The organism is Butyrivibrio hungatei, assembly GCF_900101605.1.
Lineage (GTDB): Bacteria > Bacillota > Clostridia > Lachnospirales > Lachnospiraceae > Butyrivibrio > Butyrivibrio hungatei_B.
Genome location: NZ_FMUR01000009.1, coordinates 151,879 through 166,439, shown reverse-complemented (window position 1 = coordinate 166,439; position 14,561 = coordinate 151,879). Strand labels below are relative to the sequence as shown.

Below are 14,561 nucleotides of genomic sequence, written 5' to 3'. Positions count from 1 at the left end.
TTGCGTGTGATTTTGCGCAATTGTACAGGCAGAAGAACTTTTATATTACATATAATTGTTAGGAGGGAAACGATTATGAAAAAGAAGTTTCTATCAATTGCTTTGGCATCTATGATGGTTGCAGCTGCTATTACGGGGTGTGGCAATCCTGAGGTTGCCAACGATACGGAAGAGACTCAAACAGAACCTGCAGCTGATAACTCCGGAGATAGCGCAGAATCGGGGGGCGAAGCTTCCGCAGATGCAGTTCAGAACCTTATAAACAATACGACAGGTCCTGTCGATCTTACACTATGGGCTTCCGAGGAAGACCAGGATTTTACACAGGGAGTTATTGAAGATTTCAAGGCTCTCTATCCTGATATAACATTTAACATCACACTTGGCGCAGAGTCAGAGTCTACAGCAAAGGATAAAGTTCTTACAGATGTTGAAGCTGCTGCTGATGTATATACTTTTGCGCACGATCAGATCAATGATCTTGTTAATGCGGGAGCACTTCAGGAAGTGCTGGCTACTTATACATATGATGTAAAGAATGCCAATGTTCAGACTTCTGTTGATGCCGCAACGGTAGGAGGAAAGCTTTATGCTTACCCTATGACGGCAGATAACGGATACTTTATGTTCTATAACAGTGAAGTTATCAAAGATCCTTCAAATCTTGAAGCAATGATTGCCGATGCAAAGACTGCAGGTAAGAAGATTGCAATCGAGTTTAAGAACGGATGGTACCTTTACGGTTTCTTTAAGGCTGTCGGCCTTGATGCAACACTTAACGAAGACGGAAAAACAAACACTTGTAACTGGAACGGAGAGGGCGGTGTTGACGTATGTCAGGCAATCCTTGATGCAGTTGCTTCTGGTGTTGTTGTTAATATGGATGATGGAACCACAGTTACAGGAATTAAGGATGGAACTGTTTGCGCAGCCATCAACGGTATCTGGAATGCACAGGTTGCTGCAGATGCCTGGGGAGAAAATTACGAAGCAAGTAAACTTCCCACAATGAAGATCGGTGGCAAAGATTGTCAGCTTTCATCATATTCCGGATTTAAGCTTATCGGAGTAAATCCTCATGCCAAGAATATCGGTTGGGCTATGCTTCTTGCTGAGTATCTTACTTCAGAGGAAGTTCAGACAGCAAGATTTGAGGCCAGAAACTTAGGACCTTCCAATATAAATGCGGCTTCATCGGATGCGGTTAAGAGCGATAAAGCTATTTCAGCTCTCGCAGCTCAGGCACCTTTCTCAACGCCTCAGATTATCGGAGGAAATTACTGGAGTCCCGCTGAGACACTCGGACAGATTCTTGCCAGCGGAAATCCTGACAATACGGATCTTCAGCAGCTTCTTGACACGGCAGTTGAAGGTATCACAGCACCGGCTAATGACTAAAAACTGAATTTTTGGCCTGTTACCGGCCGTCAAAGTATAACCCCATATCGAATGAGGTATGGGGTTATATTTGTCAAAAAAGGGTAAGAGAAAGGAGTGAGATAATTGGCTAATTATAGGAGCTATCCGACTAGTCATAAAAATTATCCGCGTAATCAAAAGACTGTTCGTACCAAGAAGGAACCCAAAGTAAATCCGATCGTAAAATATTTCAAGGAGCTGGGTACCTGTCTTTCGGAGGGCAGCACTTGTTTGAAATTGTCGACCGTATTTATGGGATTGGGGCACATATACAATTATCAGTTTATGAAAGGTGTGCTTGTTTTTATTGTGCAGGCACTGTTTATTGTATATCTCATTTTTGGTGCCGCACCCAATCTTGCTAAGTTCAGTACACTTGGAACAGTGAAAAGAGAAGCAATTTTCGATCCTCTTACGATGCAGAATACGGTAAATGATTATGATAATTCATTTATGATATTGCTTGGATCGGTAGGAGCACTGTTTATTATTTTCATGTTCTTTTTATTCTGGGTAAGTAATATCAAGAGCATGTATAAGACTCAGCTTTTACTGGAGGCAAGAAAGCATGTAAATACTTTCGGCGAAGATTTCAAAGAGCTTTTGGGCGAGAAGTTTCATATTACACTTCTTTCATTCCCTATCCTTGGCGTTATTTTGATGAATATCATTCCGATATTGATCCTTATTACGATTGCATTTACCAATTACGACCAGAATCATTTGCCGCCGAGTGAACTGTTTACCTGGGTTGGATTCAGAAACTTTGTAAAACTCTTTACACAGACAACTTCGTCTTCCTTTGGATATGCATTCAGGAAAATTTTGGAATGGACTTTTTTGTGGGCGTTCCTTGCGACAGTATCGAATTTCCTGCTTGGACACCTCATTGCACTGCTTATTAATTCAAGGCTCATCAAGTTGAAGAGATTCTGGAGGACATTGTTTATAGTTACCATTGCGGTACCTCAGTTTGTAACGCTACTTTTGGTAAGAAATTTCTTTGCGGATTCCGGTATTGTCAATTCGATATGTTCCAATGTCGGAATAACCGCTTTTTTGCAGAATATAGGACTTGTGAGCAAGAATATTACATACATTCCTTTTCTTACAAGTCCGGGCTGGGCAAAAGCTACAATTGTTATAATAAATATCTGGGTTGGTATTCCGTATCAGATACTGATATCTACAGGAATTCTTTTGAATATTCCAAGAGATCAGATCGAGGCGGCGATGATCGACAGAGCGTCACCGTTTGAGATATTTAGAAACGTGACCATGCCGTATGTTATGTTTGTTGAGGGACCGACTTTTGTAACCGATTTCGTTAGAAATATCAATAACTTTAATATAATCTATCTGCTTACGCAGGATGTATATGTAACGACGGATCAGGCGCTTGCCAATTCACACGGAAAAGAAGTAGACCTTCTTGTAACGTGGCTCTTTAGATTGACAAACGAGTATTATGACTACAAGATGGCTTCGGTCATCGGCGTCATTGTATTCTCGATATGTTCGATATTTACTATTCTTTCATTTAGCAGGATCGTAGCAGGTGAAAGAGAGGAGGTATTCATGTGATGAAAGTAAAAAGATTTATTGTATCAAGCCTCCTTCATATTTTATTGGCGTTCATTACATTTGTATGGATAATACCGATTATTTGGCTTGTGGTTACAGCATTCAGCGGATACAAGGGAATTGACATATCTCATTTCTTTCCTGAGACATGGTCGGTAAATAACTTTGCCACCATTTTGTTCAAACCGGACTCTGTTGTTCAGTATGTGACCTGGTTTAAAAACACGCTTATCATAGCAATCTTTACTTGCATAATTTCCACGGTATTTATATTTATGGTCGGTTATGCATTTTGCTGTTTGAGATTCCCCGGACGTAAGCAACTTATGGTATTCAGCGTTGTTTTGAATATGTTCCCCGGCGTACTGTCTATGATAGCCGTATACTTTGTGCTTAAGTCACTCGGACTTACAAACAGTCACATTGGTATGATAATAGTATATTCGGCGGGTTCCGGACTTGGATTCCTTATAGTTAAAGGCTTCATGGATACAATTCCCATATCTTTGCGTGAGTCGGCAAGACTTGAAGGAGCCAATGAGCTTGAGATCATGCTTAATATCATACTTCCTATCTGTAAACCTATAATTGTTTATCAGGTAATCGCCTCATTCCTTGTTCCATGGGGGGATTTCGTACTTGCAAAGCTTATGCTCAATTCCGGTCTTTCAAAAGACTGGACTATTGCGATCGGACTTTACAACATGCTTGATAAGTCACTTATAAACAAGTACTTCTCAATATTCTGCGCAGGAGGATTACTGGTTTCCATACCGATATCGATTCTGTTTATCATCATGCAGAAGTTCTATGTTGAGGGCGTGTCCGGAGGCGCGATCAAGGGATAATAAAAACTATATGGCTTATGTACAGATCGAAAAAGATATGTACATAAGCCTTTTTCTTTCACGGTATAGACCTTTCTATGCAATAAACATTATAATGACATTAATCTGTTTTTAATCTTTCTCAAAGGATTGTTTAATTTAGAATGCCTATATTGATTACAGTGAACAGAAAAAAATCCTAAACAGAGAAAGGAAATATACTATGGACGAATTTGAAAAGATTGAAAAATTAAGAACAAGAGCGAACATCACTTATGAGGAGGCTAAGGCAGCGCTTGATGAGGCAAACGGCGATCTTCTTGACGCCATGATCGTTTTGGAGAAAGAGGGTAAGGTTACAAAGCCCGATCAGCAGGTATATTCAACGGAATATACAAAAGAACCCGGTTACGAAATGGTTCCTGTCGGCAATGAAAAAGATTGCGGTGAGAAATGGGGAACCAAGATTAAAGAAATCCTTAAAAACGTGATCGACTATCTTTCAAACAATCACATGAAAGTTTCGCATCATGATGAGCAGGTGATCGACCTTCCTCTTTGGACGGCGGTTTTGATATTGGTACTCGGCTGGTGGTTTGTATTTGTACTTATTGTAATTTCATTGTTCTTTGACTGGAATTATAAATTCTATGGAAAAAATAATCTGCAGGGCGCAAATAACGTGATGGATAAGGCAAAAGAGACTGCAGAACAGGTTAAGGAAGAATTTCATCACAATTCTTCGGAATCATAACAGTTTTGACTAAACACGACGGGAGTATTACATGGCGGCACATTTACTTATAGTTGAAGATGAAGAAAAACTCGCAAGATTTGTTGAACTTGAGTTACAGCATGAAGGATATGAAGTGAGCAAAGCGGCCGATGGCCGCGAAGGCCTTAAGATGGCTACTGAAGGAAATTTTGACCTTATACTTCTTGATATCATGCTGCCCGGATTGAACGGTCTTGAGGTCTTAAGGCGTCTTATGCAGGATAATCCGACGCCGACTATTCTTTTGACAGCGCGTGACGAAGTCATGGATAAAGTATCGGGACTCGATGGCGGAGCGGTGGATTACATCACCAAGCCCTTTGCCATCGAGGAACTTCTTGCAAGAGTCAGGGTTGCACTTAAACTTCATGGAAAAGTGGGCGCGGAAAGTACGACAAGTGGCGTCTCTGCCACAAAGGAAGAGGGCGTTTATACCTGGCAGAAGCTCAGACTTGATGAGAAAAAGCGTGAAGTTACTTATGACGGGCATATTATCTCGCTTACAAACCGTGAATTCCTGATGCTTGAAATGCTTCTAAAGAATAAAGACATTGTACTTTCGAGGGACACCCTTCTTGAGAAAGTGTGCGGTTATGATTATGTCGGAGAAACCAATATGATTGATGTTTACATCAGATATCTTCGTTCAAAGATTGATGATGCGTATGATGTCAATATGATCACTACCGTGAGGGGAGTAGGCTATGTCATCAAATCCGATGCAGAATAATGTGCGTCCGTCAAAAAAAATGACATCCATTACGCACCATATCGCTGTTCAGATAAGCCTGGCAAAGGCTAAAGTATATTTAAAAACCGATCTGCTGCTATTTATTCTGCTGAATGCGGGATGGGTGTATATGAAAGAACTCGAGGTTATCGGGAATTTTGATTTTTTGGGCCGCAATCGAAGTTTTTATTCAGAGACCGGTCATATAGGCGAATTGTGCTACCGTGTTTTTTCTACGGACGGAAAAATGCTTATGTCCGTAGATTTTTTTACCGTGTTTTTCAGAATAACTGTTTTTGTGGCGATACTTTTTGCTATGCAGATGATAGGGCTTTTGCTATCACTTCCTGTTGTATTTGGAAAGGCACGTCGCACGCTTAGACCAATCCGCGAGATTGCGGAAAAAGCAGATGAACTGAACAGACTTGCTTTTTCTGAGGATAAATTCAGACTTATTGAAGACGCGATAGAGAATGCAGATCCTGAGGGAACGATAAATTTTAACGACAGGGATCTTTTGGGGATAGAGCAGGCGGTCAATCATTTGATAGAAAGACTTCAGGATTCATATAGGCAGCAGGCACGTTTTGTAAATGACGCTTCGCATGAGCTTAGAACCCCTATCGCAGTCATAAGGGGATATGCAGATATGCTTGAACGCTGGGGAAGAACTGATGAAAAAGTGCTTGATGAGTCTATTCTTGCCATTTCCAATGAGGTCGAGAATATGAACCGCCTTGTTGAGCAGCTTCTTTTCCTTGCGAGGGGCGATAGCGGAAAGACCGTATTGCAGAAAGAGAATATTCTCTTAAATGAACTTATGAAGGAAATATATGAGGAATCATTTATGATAGATGAAGAGCACCCGTACAAGTTCAGGGATGCGTCTGAGCTTATAACGATTGAGGCCGATCGAACGCTCCTTAAGCAGGCGGTTCGCATACTTGTGGATAATGCCGCAAAGTATACGAATAAAAATGATGAGATAATTCTTGGAGTCGGGCGTACAGATGATGACAGGCCGTACATGATGGTGCAGGATACGGGTATCGGCATGACGCAAAATGACGTTGAGCACATGTTTGAAAGATTCTACAGAGCCGATGAAGCCAGAAGTTTTCAGGGAACGGGACTTGGACTTTCTATAGCAAAATGGATAGTGGACAGACACGGCGGACACTTTGAAGTTGTTTCAAGAACGGAACTTGGAACAAGGATAATGATAGTTTTGTCTTAAAAATTGACTTAAAAAAGCATAAAGAATGAAATTGCCCTATTTATAATTATTGAAGATGTGTGTTATACTAAGTGTGTCGGCAAAAAGTACATTTGTCTACGAAGTGGCATTTTGATATTTAGGAGAATAAGGGCTTATGAAGAAAGTTGCTCTGGTAATGGAAAGCTGGGGACGATATATCACTAACGCATGGATAAGTGGAATCCTCAGCAAGATCAAGGAAGCGGATGCAGATGTAAACTTATATGTATTTAACGCTTATGCCAATTGGAGCACAGATGAGCTTTATAATCAGGGAGAACACGATATATTCGATCTCCCTGATTTTTGTGATTTTGATGGAGTCATAGTTGAACTTAATAACACGGAAGAGCCTGCTGTAAGGGCAGATGTTATAGAAAGAGTCAGGGCTTCGGGAACACCGGCTATTCTTATCAATGCAAAGGAAGACGGTTTCTATCTTGTTGGTGTAAATAATTATCAGTGCATGTATGATAACATAAGCTTTTTATATAATGAAAAGAACTGCAAGAGCTTTTGGTTTGTCATGGGGCCTGAAGGAAATTATGAGAGTCAGAGACGTGCCAAGGCACTTGTTGACTTTGCAAAAGAAAAGGGCCTTAAAAAGAACAAGGATTATGTTCTTGAATTTAGAGGCTTTGATATTAAAGATGGCAGAGAAGCGTTTAGAAGCTTGTATGGGGCAAAAAAGAAGATGCCCGATGCGGTGATCTGTGTTAATGACAATCTTGCGGTCGGCGTACTTGCAGAGGCGGAAGAATACGGAATCAAATGTCCCGAGGACTTTTATATAACGGGATTTGATGATTTTGACAAGGCAAGATTTTATTCTCCGAGAATCTCTACCGTAAGCTATAAGAGAGAAGATGCCGGAGAGATGGCGATTCAGCTTTTCCTTGATCTGTGGAGCGGAAAGCCTGTGGAGCAGGAGAATTATATTAATTCCACCAATATATATTGGGACAGCTGCGACTGCGAGTCTGATATCATTGTTGACAGCCGTGCCCAGATGAAAGGCAATATCCTGTGGAATGAGAGCAGCGTAGAGTTTGCAAATGACTTATTAAAGCTTTCTTCAAGGATCACTCATGCAGACAGCATGAAAGAAATGGTTGATGTTATCCGCGATGTTGTCAAAGTATCCAGATGCGAAGATATCATAATGGTACTTGATCCCAAGTTCTGGGCGCAGTTTGAGACCGCCGAGGAAGAGTGGATCTTTGATACGGCTTACATCAATGAAGATTGTATAAAAAATGTTTTCCCGACTTTTGAAGGAACGGGCAGAGGCGATTGCTATCTGTTTATTCCCATTCACTTTAGGGAAAAGAGCGCGGGATATCTCGCAATGAAGAACCCGATATATCTTATGGAGCAGCAGTTCCTTTTTGACCTTATCAACACATTCTTATCGGGAATGGAGATCCTTTATCAGAAAGAATGTCTTGCAAGGGCCAATGAGAAACTCTCGGATCTTTCTGTAAAAGATGCTCTTACGGGCCTTTATAACAGACTCGGATTTGGCGAATATGCAGAAAAGCTTATCGCTGACGGACACAAAGAAGGAAGGCAGATGCTTATCCTTTATTCCGATCTTGATATGCTTAAGTATTTGAATGATACTTATGGCCACGAAGTTGGTGACAAGGCCATAATATGTGCTTCCAATGAGTTAAAAGAGCATGTTACCCCTGAGGGAATGTGCTTTAGACTTGGCGGTGATGAATTCCTTATCATAGATAAGTTTATGAGCGATGAGATAGTAAGGGATTGTATCGTTGAGATCAGAGAAAATCTGGTGCGCGATTCCAGAAAAATAGAACTTCCCGTCGATCTGTCACTCAGCTTTGGATATGTTGTGACGGAAGGCAAAGGAAAAGTTTCTTTGGATGAATATATAAGCAGAGCAGATACCTTGATGTATGAGGATAAGAGAAGGAGACGGAAAGGTAGGATATAGCAATGCCGGGTTGGCTTAAGAATGCAGTATTTTACGAAATTTATCCGCAGAGCTTTTATGATACAAACGGTGACGGAATAGGCGATATTCAAGGAATCATCGAAAAACTTGATTATATCAGGGAACTTGGCGCAAATGCGCTCTGGATAAATCCGTGGTATGATTCACCATTCAAGGATGCCGGATATGATGTGAGAGATTACAAAAAGGTTGCTTCAAGGTACGGAACTAATGATGATGCGAAGCGCCTTTTTGAAACAGCGCACAGTAAGGGCATCCGTGTACTTCTTGATCTTGTTCCCGGACATACATCCGAAGAACATGAGTGGTTTAAAGAAAGCGGGAAGGCAATTCCCGTTGTTGACGGAGTTCCTCAAAAAAATGAACACTCCGACAGATACATCTGGACTGAATACTGGCTGTCAGGTATTGGCGGCCATCCTTATATAAGCGGAGAATGTGACAGAAACGGCGTGTATATGCTGAATTTCTTCAAGTCACAGCCCGCTCTTAATTATGGTTTTGCCGCTCCGACCGAGAGCTGGCAAATGTCTTACAAAGATCCCGAACCGCAGAAAACACTGGAACTTATGATGGATGTTATGAGATTCTGGCTAAATATGGGATGTGACGGCTTTAGAGTGGATATGGCAGATTCACTTGTAAAAGACGATGATGAAAGAAAGACATGTACGTGCTCACTTTGGAAAAAAGTAAGGGCAATGCTTGACAGTGAATATCCGGAAGCTGCGATGGTTTCCGAGTGGTCAAATCCCGAACTGTCTCTGAATGACGCCGGATTTCATATGGATTTCTATCTCGATCATGCAGGGAATGGATACAACAGACTTTTCAGAGATTACGAGACACTTGAAAAGTACCATGTATTTCCGATAGCTGAGGATAGGAAGAATACCGAAGGCAGGGACAGAAGCTTTTTCAAAAAAGACGGTGACAGCGATGCATCGGCTTTTCTAAGTGACTATATTCCAAAATATGAGAAGACAAAAGACGCAGGCTATATATGCTTTATGACCTGCAATCACGATACACCGAGACCTACAAGGACGCTTGATGAGACAGAACTTAAGATCGCGTATGCCACTATATTTACGCTTCCCGGAGTTCCGTTTATTTATTACGGCGATGAGATCGGGATGAAGTATATTGAGAATCTTCCGACAAAGGAAGGCGGATATACCAGAACCGGTAGCAGAACGCCCATGCAGTGGGACGTAGATGCCACGAACATGGGATTTTCAGGTGCTTCATCAGATAAACTTTATCTTCCTGTTGATGAAGGCGGTCCAAGCATCAAAGCGCAGCAAAGCGACAAGTCTTCGCTGTATAACGTCGTAAAAGATATCCTTAATATAAGAAGAAACGAGAAATCCCTTTGCGCCGATGCACCGTTTGAAGTTCTGTGCAGAGGAAAAGAAAAGCCCTTTATATATAGAAGAGGCGAGCTTATTATATTGGTTAATCCGGGTGAAAAAGATATTGAGTATACCGCCGACCATCCTGCAATAAAGAGCGGAAACTTCGAAGAAGTCTACTCAATAGGCAGGATAGAGCACAGCGGTGATAAGGTTGTTCTTAAAGCGCAGAGCTTTGAAATTATAAGATCAAAGTGATTATGATTCTTTTGCTTCGGCGAGTAGCTCGTCCATGAAGTCATAGATATCATCGCGGCCGTCTTTACTTAGGGCTGAGTAAGGGAATATTTTAACATCGTCCGGAAGACCGAGACCGTTTCTGAGCATATTAAGGTGCTTCTCATGCTGGCTCTTTTTAATCTTGTCGGACTTGGTTGCGATAATTACGGGCTGGAATCCCTGATGTACTATCCATTTATACATCTGAACGTCGTTTGCCGAGGGTTCATGCCTTATATCAATTAAAAGAAAAACTCTAAGGAGCTGTTTGGAAGTGTGAAGGTAGTTTTCAACCATCTTTCCCCACTGCTCCTTTACTTTTTCAGGCACACGTGCAAAGCCGTATCCCGGAAGATCCACGAGATAGAATTCGTTGTTTATGTTGTAATAGTTTATTGTCTGGGTTTTACCGGGCTCCTGCGAAGTTCTCGCATAGTTCTTTCTGTTCATAATGCCGTTTATAAGAGAACTCTTACCGACATTACTCTTTCCCGCAAAAGCAAATTCGGGGTAAGGATTGTCAGGTAGAGTGCTTGTGATACCGCATACTGTCTCAAGATTTACATTCTTTATTACCATCTTATATTATCTCCATGATCATGCTGATTCGTTTTTTGTTCCCATATATTCTATCAAAAAAGATTTATGCTGTATATTGATGGTGAACATTTGCTTATTAAATGCATGTGACAGTGTAATGAATGTTGTGTATTACAGATATGCAAATTTTTGATATTAAAGATATTTATTTTCTTATATCTGATATAGGACAAAATGAATGTAAAATGTTAAAAAAATACTAATAAACTTTATTGTCGCTTCCGGATGAATGGAGTATTATGAGTTATGTCAAAATTAACATTCTGAAAGGAAACGAGTAGATGAAAAAGAAGCTTATTTGCATTTTGGCACTTGCTATGGTAATGACCGGATGCTCATCCAAAAATGCAGAATCTGATGCGGAAAAAGAAGCAGCGCTTGAAACTATCAGAACAGGCGGAGAAAGTAGCTTTTCCGAAGATGATGACAACACTATCACAATAGGTAGTGCAGACAATGCCGACGCTACAGAGAGCGAAATGGCAAACTAATTTTGAAGAGAACACTCGTAAAATTGCACTTAAAATATATGTTATGATGATTACATTCCGATTAACATCATGATTTTTGCTTGAAAGAAAGGAATTGAGGAGATGAAAAAAAGAATTATCAGTATTTTAGCACTCGCGTTAGTGTTTACCGGGTGTTCTTTTAACAATTCAAATTCGGATTCAGATACAGCCGATGCACTTGCAAGTATGTTTGCCGATGAAGAGGAAATCGACACCGGAGCAAACAGTACAGCGGCAAAAGATACTTCATCTGTGGGAAATGCAGCAGATGACAGTTCCTCAAAGGCTGCTACCAAAGACAGGATAGGAGCTCCCGGAAGTGACAATGTTGTAAGTGACAAACCTGTAGGTATCTTTTCCAGAGAATATACTGAGGAGATTGACGGACAGGAAATAAAGGGAATTTATTCTGTTACATTTAATGAGGACGGAACAGGAAGTCTTACATTCCAGGATACGGTAAAAATAACCTGGGCTGACGGTAAAATAACCACTGAAGGTGGAGATACATACGAGTATGAGTATAAAGCTTCCACCGACGTTCTCAGAATCAAAGAAGAATCCGGATGGGAAGATTACTGCAAAAAGTGATCGACAAATTCAAGGCATATCGCGTTATCGCGGTGTGCCTTTTTCAATGCATAGGCCTTGGTTGTTAATGTACACACAGAGGTGTACAATATATAGTATACAAATTTATGTAAATGCGTAGGGATTTGTATTATGTTCATTATGAAAAAATTTTGAGGGGGCAAAAATGAGTAGTAATGAAAAAGCCGGAAACAGTTTTATGCTTAAAATCTGTAAGTTTATCGTTGATAAACGAAATCTTTTTTTCTTGATATATGCCATTGCGTGTATATTTTCTGTGATAGCGAGAGGCTGGGTCGGTGTAGAGAATAAGCTGCCCAAGTATCTTCCGAAAACTTCTGAGACATATAGAGGACTTGAACTTATGGAGGAGCAGTTTACAACTTACGGCTCCGCTAAAGTCATGGTCGCAAACATATCTTACGATCAGGCACTTATGATACAGAAAGACCTGGAGAAGAGGGCCGGAGTTTTCTCTGCGGAACTCGATGATTCGGATGAGCATTATGCAAACGGATCGGCACTTTTTAATATTACCTTTGATTATGATGAAACAAATGATAAATGCCTTGAGCTTCTTGATAAGGTAAAAGAGTACTTTAACGATTATGACTATTATCTGACTACAAGTCTCGGTGATACACAGTCTGAACTTATAGATCAGGAGATGAATGTCATTTCGGTGATAGTCGTTATCGTCGTGGTTCTTGTACTTATTTTTACATCACAGGCGTATGCCGAAGTTCCGATACTTCTTTTGACATTCGGAAGCGCAGCGCTTGTTCAGATGGGAACAAACTTCCTTCTTGGGACTATTTCTTTTGTATCAAATTCGGTTACGATTGTTCTTCAGCTTGCGCTGTCTGTCGATTATGCGGTTATTTTCCTAAACAGATACAAAGAAGAGCATATGACGCTTGAGCCAAGAGAAGCCTGCATTGTCGCCCTGTCAAAGTCAATTCCCGAGATAACGGGAAGTTCCCTGACAACGATCGGTGGCCTTGTTGCCATGCTGTTCATGCAGTTTGGTATCGGCGCGGATATGGGTATAGTTCTTATCAAAGCGATCATTCTCAGCCTTTTGTCGGTATTTCTCTTGATGCCCGGAATCATCATGGTATTCGCGGGACTTCTGGAAAAGACCAAACACAAGAACTTCATTCCGCAGATTCCTTTTGTAGGCAGATTTGCGTATAAAACAAGATATATCATCGCTCCGCTTTTTGCTGTCGCAATAATTATCGCAAACAGGATCTCTTCGAAAACTCCGTATGTATACGGCTACTCGCAGATCACACCGCCTCTTACCAATGCCGTTCAGAGGGCGGAGAATATCCAGAAGGAGAATTTTGCATCGGATAATATGATGGCGCTTGTTTTTCCGTCAGGTGATTACGACAGGGAAAAGAGGCTGATCGATGAAATACTTTTGGAAGATGATGTTACATCTGTGACAGGTCTTGCAAATACCGAGGCGATGAACGGATATACACTTACGGATAAGCTGACACCGAGGCAATTTTCCGAGCTTCTTAATATAGATTACGAAGTTGCGGAGCTTGTTTATGCTGCATATGCCGTTAACGATGAGGACTATGCCAAAGCGGTCAACGGGCTTTCCAACTACAAAGTTCCGCTTATTGATATGTTCATGTTTGTATATAAAGAGATAAAAGAAGGATATGTCACCCTCGATGACGACCTTATGCAAAAGCTTGAAGATGCAAACCGCATGATGAATTTTGCAAAGAATCAGCTTGAGAGCGATGAATATTCGAGAATACTCATATATGTAGATCTTCCGCAGGAGTCGGATGAGACTTTTGACTTTATAGAAAAGCTTCATAAGATAACGGAAAAATACTACACTCCGAGCAAGATCTTTGTGGTCGGAGAGTCTGTCAGCCAGTATGATCTTAAGAAGTGCTTTTCAAGGGATAACACGGTGACCGGAGTTATTTCGATACTGGCGGTTCTTGTGGTGCTTCTTTTTACATTCAAATCAGCAGGTATGCCGGTGCTTCTGATAGCGGTAATTCAGGGCTGTATCTGGATCAACTTTTCGATACCCGCCATCCGGCACGACAATCTCTTTTTCTTGGGATATCTTATAGTCAGCTCCATTCAGATGGGCGCGAACATCGACTATGCGATCGTTATAGCAGGCAGATACACTGAGCTTAGAGAGACCATGGGCAAAAGAGATGCGATCATCGATACCATGAATCTTTCATTCCCCACGATCATCACGTCGGGAACAATGCTTGCGGTCGCCGGTACGCTTATAGGAAACATGACGTCTGACTGCGCGATTTACGGTATCGGAAAATGTCTCGGTCGAGGAACAATAATTTCCATCCTGGTCACTATGTTTGTGCTTCCACAGATACTTCTTGTCGGCGACAGAGTTATCGAACTTACAGCATTTGTTATGAATATGCCTCTTAGAGTTAAGCAAAGAACCGGAACCATGCGGATTGACGGATTTATCAGAGGCCGCGTTGAAGGTAATGTGACCGGTGTCATTCATGCCGTTGTAAAAGGTGATGTAAGTGCGTATATAGAAAACGGCGATATAACTCCTATGGAGGACGAGCCAATCGATGCTGAGAATGCTGAATTTTACTACACGGAAGGGGAGGACATCTGA

At 41.2% G+C, this 14,561-nt stretch carries 12 protein-coding genes; 11 read left to right on the top strand and 1 reads right to left on the bottom strand.

Annotated elements, in window-relative coordinates; genetic code table 11:
- Positions 1-75: 75 nt before the first annotated feature.
- The 8 genes from BLP87_RS08595 (at position 76) to BLP87_RS08560 (ending at position 10,187) form a co-directional block, all read left to right on the top strand.
- The gene (locus tag BLP87_RS08595; protein ID WP_074462331.1) at positions 76-1,398 is read left to right on the top strand and encodes an extracellular solute-binding protein; all 1,323 of its coding nucleotides are present in this window, start codon (positions 76-78) and stop codon (positions 1,396-1,398) included.
- Positions 1,399-1,503: 105 nt separating this feature from the next.
- On the top strand, positions 1,504-3,003 hold the full coding sequence (locus BLP87_RS08590) for a carbohydrate ABC transporter permease (protein WP_242871834.1): 1,500 nt from the start codon (positions 1,504-1,506) through the stop codon (positions 3,001-3,003).
- The gene (locus BLP87_RS08585; RefSeq protein WP_074462330.1) at positions 3,003-3,851 is read left to right on the top strand and encodes a sugar ABC transporter permease; all 849 of its coding nucleotides are present in this window, start codon (positions 3,003-3,005) and stop codon (positions 3,849-3,851) included. The genes BLP87_RS08590 and BLP87_RS08585 overlap by 1 nt, the downstream gene beginning before the upstream one ends.
- A 202-nt stretch (positions 3,852-4,053) precedes the next feature.
- The gene (locus BLP87_RS08580; RefSeq protein WP_074462329.1) at positions 4,054-4,584 is read left to right on the top strand and encodes a UBA domain-containing protein; all 531 of its coding nucleotides are present in this window, start codon (positions 4,054-4,056) and stop codon (positions 4,582-4,584) included.
- Positions 4,585-4,615: 31 nt separating this feature from the next.
- Positions 4,616-5,335: a response regulator transcription factor gene (locus tag BLP87_RS08575; RefSeq protein WP_074462328.1), complete on the top strand. Its 720-nt coding sequence runs from the start codon at positions 4,616-4,618 to the stop codon at positions 5,333-5,335.
- On the top strand, positions 5,310-6,572 hold the full coding sequence (locus tag BLP87_RS08570; RefSeq protein ID WP_176756625.1) for a sensor histidine kinase: 1,263 nt from the start codon (positions 5,310-5,312) through the stop codon (positions 6,570-6,572). The genes BLP87_RS08575 and BLP87_RS08570 overlap by 26 nt, the downstream gene beginning before the upstream one ends.
- A 136-nt stretch (positions 6,573-6,708) precedes the next feature.
- The gene (locus BLP87_RS08565) at positions 6,709-8,553 is read left to right on the top strand and encodes a diguanylate cyclase domain-containing protein (protein ID WP_074462327.1); all 1,845 of its coding nucleotides are present in this window, start codon (positions 6,709-6,711) and stop codon (positions 8,551-8,553) included.
- 2 nt (positions 8,554-8,555) lie between these two features.
- Positions 8,556-10,187, top strand: coding sequence for an alpha-amylase family glycosyl hydrolase (locus BLP87_RS08560; RefSeq protein WP_074462326.1), 1,632 nt, complete (start codon positions 8,556-8,558; stop codon positions 10,185-10,187).
- Here the strand turns inward: BLP87_RS08560 and yihA are convergent, their stop codons facing one another.
- Positions 10,188-10,787 (bottom strand): ribosome biogenesis GTP-binding protein YihA/YsxC, encoded by a 600-nt coding sequence (yihA, locus tag BLP87_RS08555; RefSeq protein WP_074462325.1) that lies wholly within the window; start codon positions 10,785-10,787, stop codon positions 10,188-10,190. It abuts the gene before it with no gap.
- A 302-nt stretch (positions 10,788-11,089) separates the two neighbouring features.
- On the opposite strand from yihA, the gene BLP87_RS08550 reads away from it, so the two are divergent.
- From BLP87_RS08550 to BLP87_RS08540, 3 genes are all read left to right on the top strand, one after another.
- Positions 11,090-11,299 (top strand): hypothetical protein, encoded by a 210-nt coding sequence (locus tag BLP87_RS08550; RefSeq protein WP_074462324.1) that lies wholly within the window; start codon positions 11,090-11,092, stop codon positions 11,297-11,299.
- A 102-nt stretch (positions 11,300-11,401) separates the two neighbouring features.
- Positions 11,402-11,911, top strand: coding sequence for a hypothetical protein (locus BLP87_RS08545; RefSeq protein WP_074462323.1), 510 nt, complete (start codon positions 11,402-11,404; stop codon positions 11,909-11,911).
- A gap of 166 nt (positions 11,912-12,077) precedes the next feature.
- On the top strand, positions 12,078-14,561 hold the full coding sequence (locus BLP87_RS08540; RefSeq protein ID WP_074462322.1) for an efflux RND transporter permease subunit: 2,484 nt from the start codon (positions 12,078-12,080) through the stop codon (positions 14,559-14,561).

What these genes read in the sequence shown, in the direction of transcription:
- BLP87_RS08575 (WP_074462328.1), top strand. Translation starts at nt 4,616, where the DNA reads ATGGCGGCACATTTACTTATAGTTGAAGATGAAGAAAAACTCGCAAGA.
- BLP87_RS08570 (WP_176756625.1), top strand. Translation starts at nt 5,310, where the DNA reads ATGTCATCAAATCCGATGCAGAATAATGTGCGTCCGTCAAAAAAAATG.
- BLP87_RS08595 (WP_074462331.1), top strand. Translation starts at nt 76, where the DNA reads ATGAAAAAGAAGTTTCTATCAATTGCTTTGGCATCTATGATGGTTGCA.
- BLP87_RS08540 (WP_074462322.1), top strand. Translation starts at nt 12,078, where the DNA reads ATGAGTAGTAATGAAAAAGCCGGAAACAGTTTTATGCTTAAAATCTGT.
- BLP87_RS08580 (WP_074462329.1), top strand. Translation starts at nt 4,054, where the DNA reads ATGGACGAATTTGAAAAGATTGAAAAATTAAGAACAAGAGCGAACATC.
- BLP87_RS08545 (WP_074462323.1), top strand. Translation starts at nt 11,402, where the DNA reads ATGAAAAAAAGAATTATCAGTATTTTAGCACTCGCGTTAGTGTTTACC.
- BLP87_RS08550 (WP_074462324.1), top strand. Translation starts at nt 11,090, where the DNA reads ATGAAAAAGAAGCTTATTTGCATTTTGGCACTTGCTATGGTAATGACC.
- yihA (WP_074462325.1), bottom strand. Translation starts at nt 10,787, where the DNA reads ATGGTAATAAAGAATGTAAATCTTGAGACAGTATGCGGTATCACAAGC.
- BLP87_RS08565 (WP_074462327.1), top strand. Translation starts at nt 6,709, where the DNA reads ATGAAGAAAGTTGCTCTGGTAATGGAAAGCTGGGGACGATATATCACT.
- BLP87_RS08585 (WP_074462330.1), top strand. Translation starts at nt 3,003, where the DNA reads ATGAAAGTAAAAAGATTTATTGTATCAAGCCTCCTTCATATTTTATTG.
- BLP87_RS08560 (WP_074462326.1), top strand. Translation starts at nt 8,556, where the DNA reads ATGCCGGGTTGGCTTAAGAATGCAGTATTTTACGAAATTTATCCGCAG.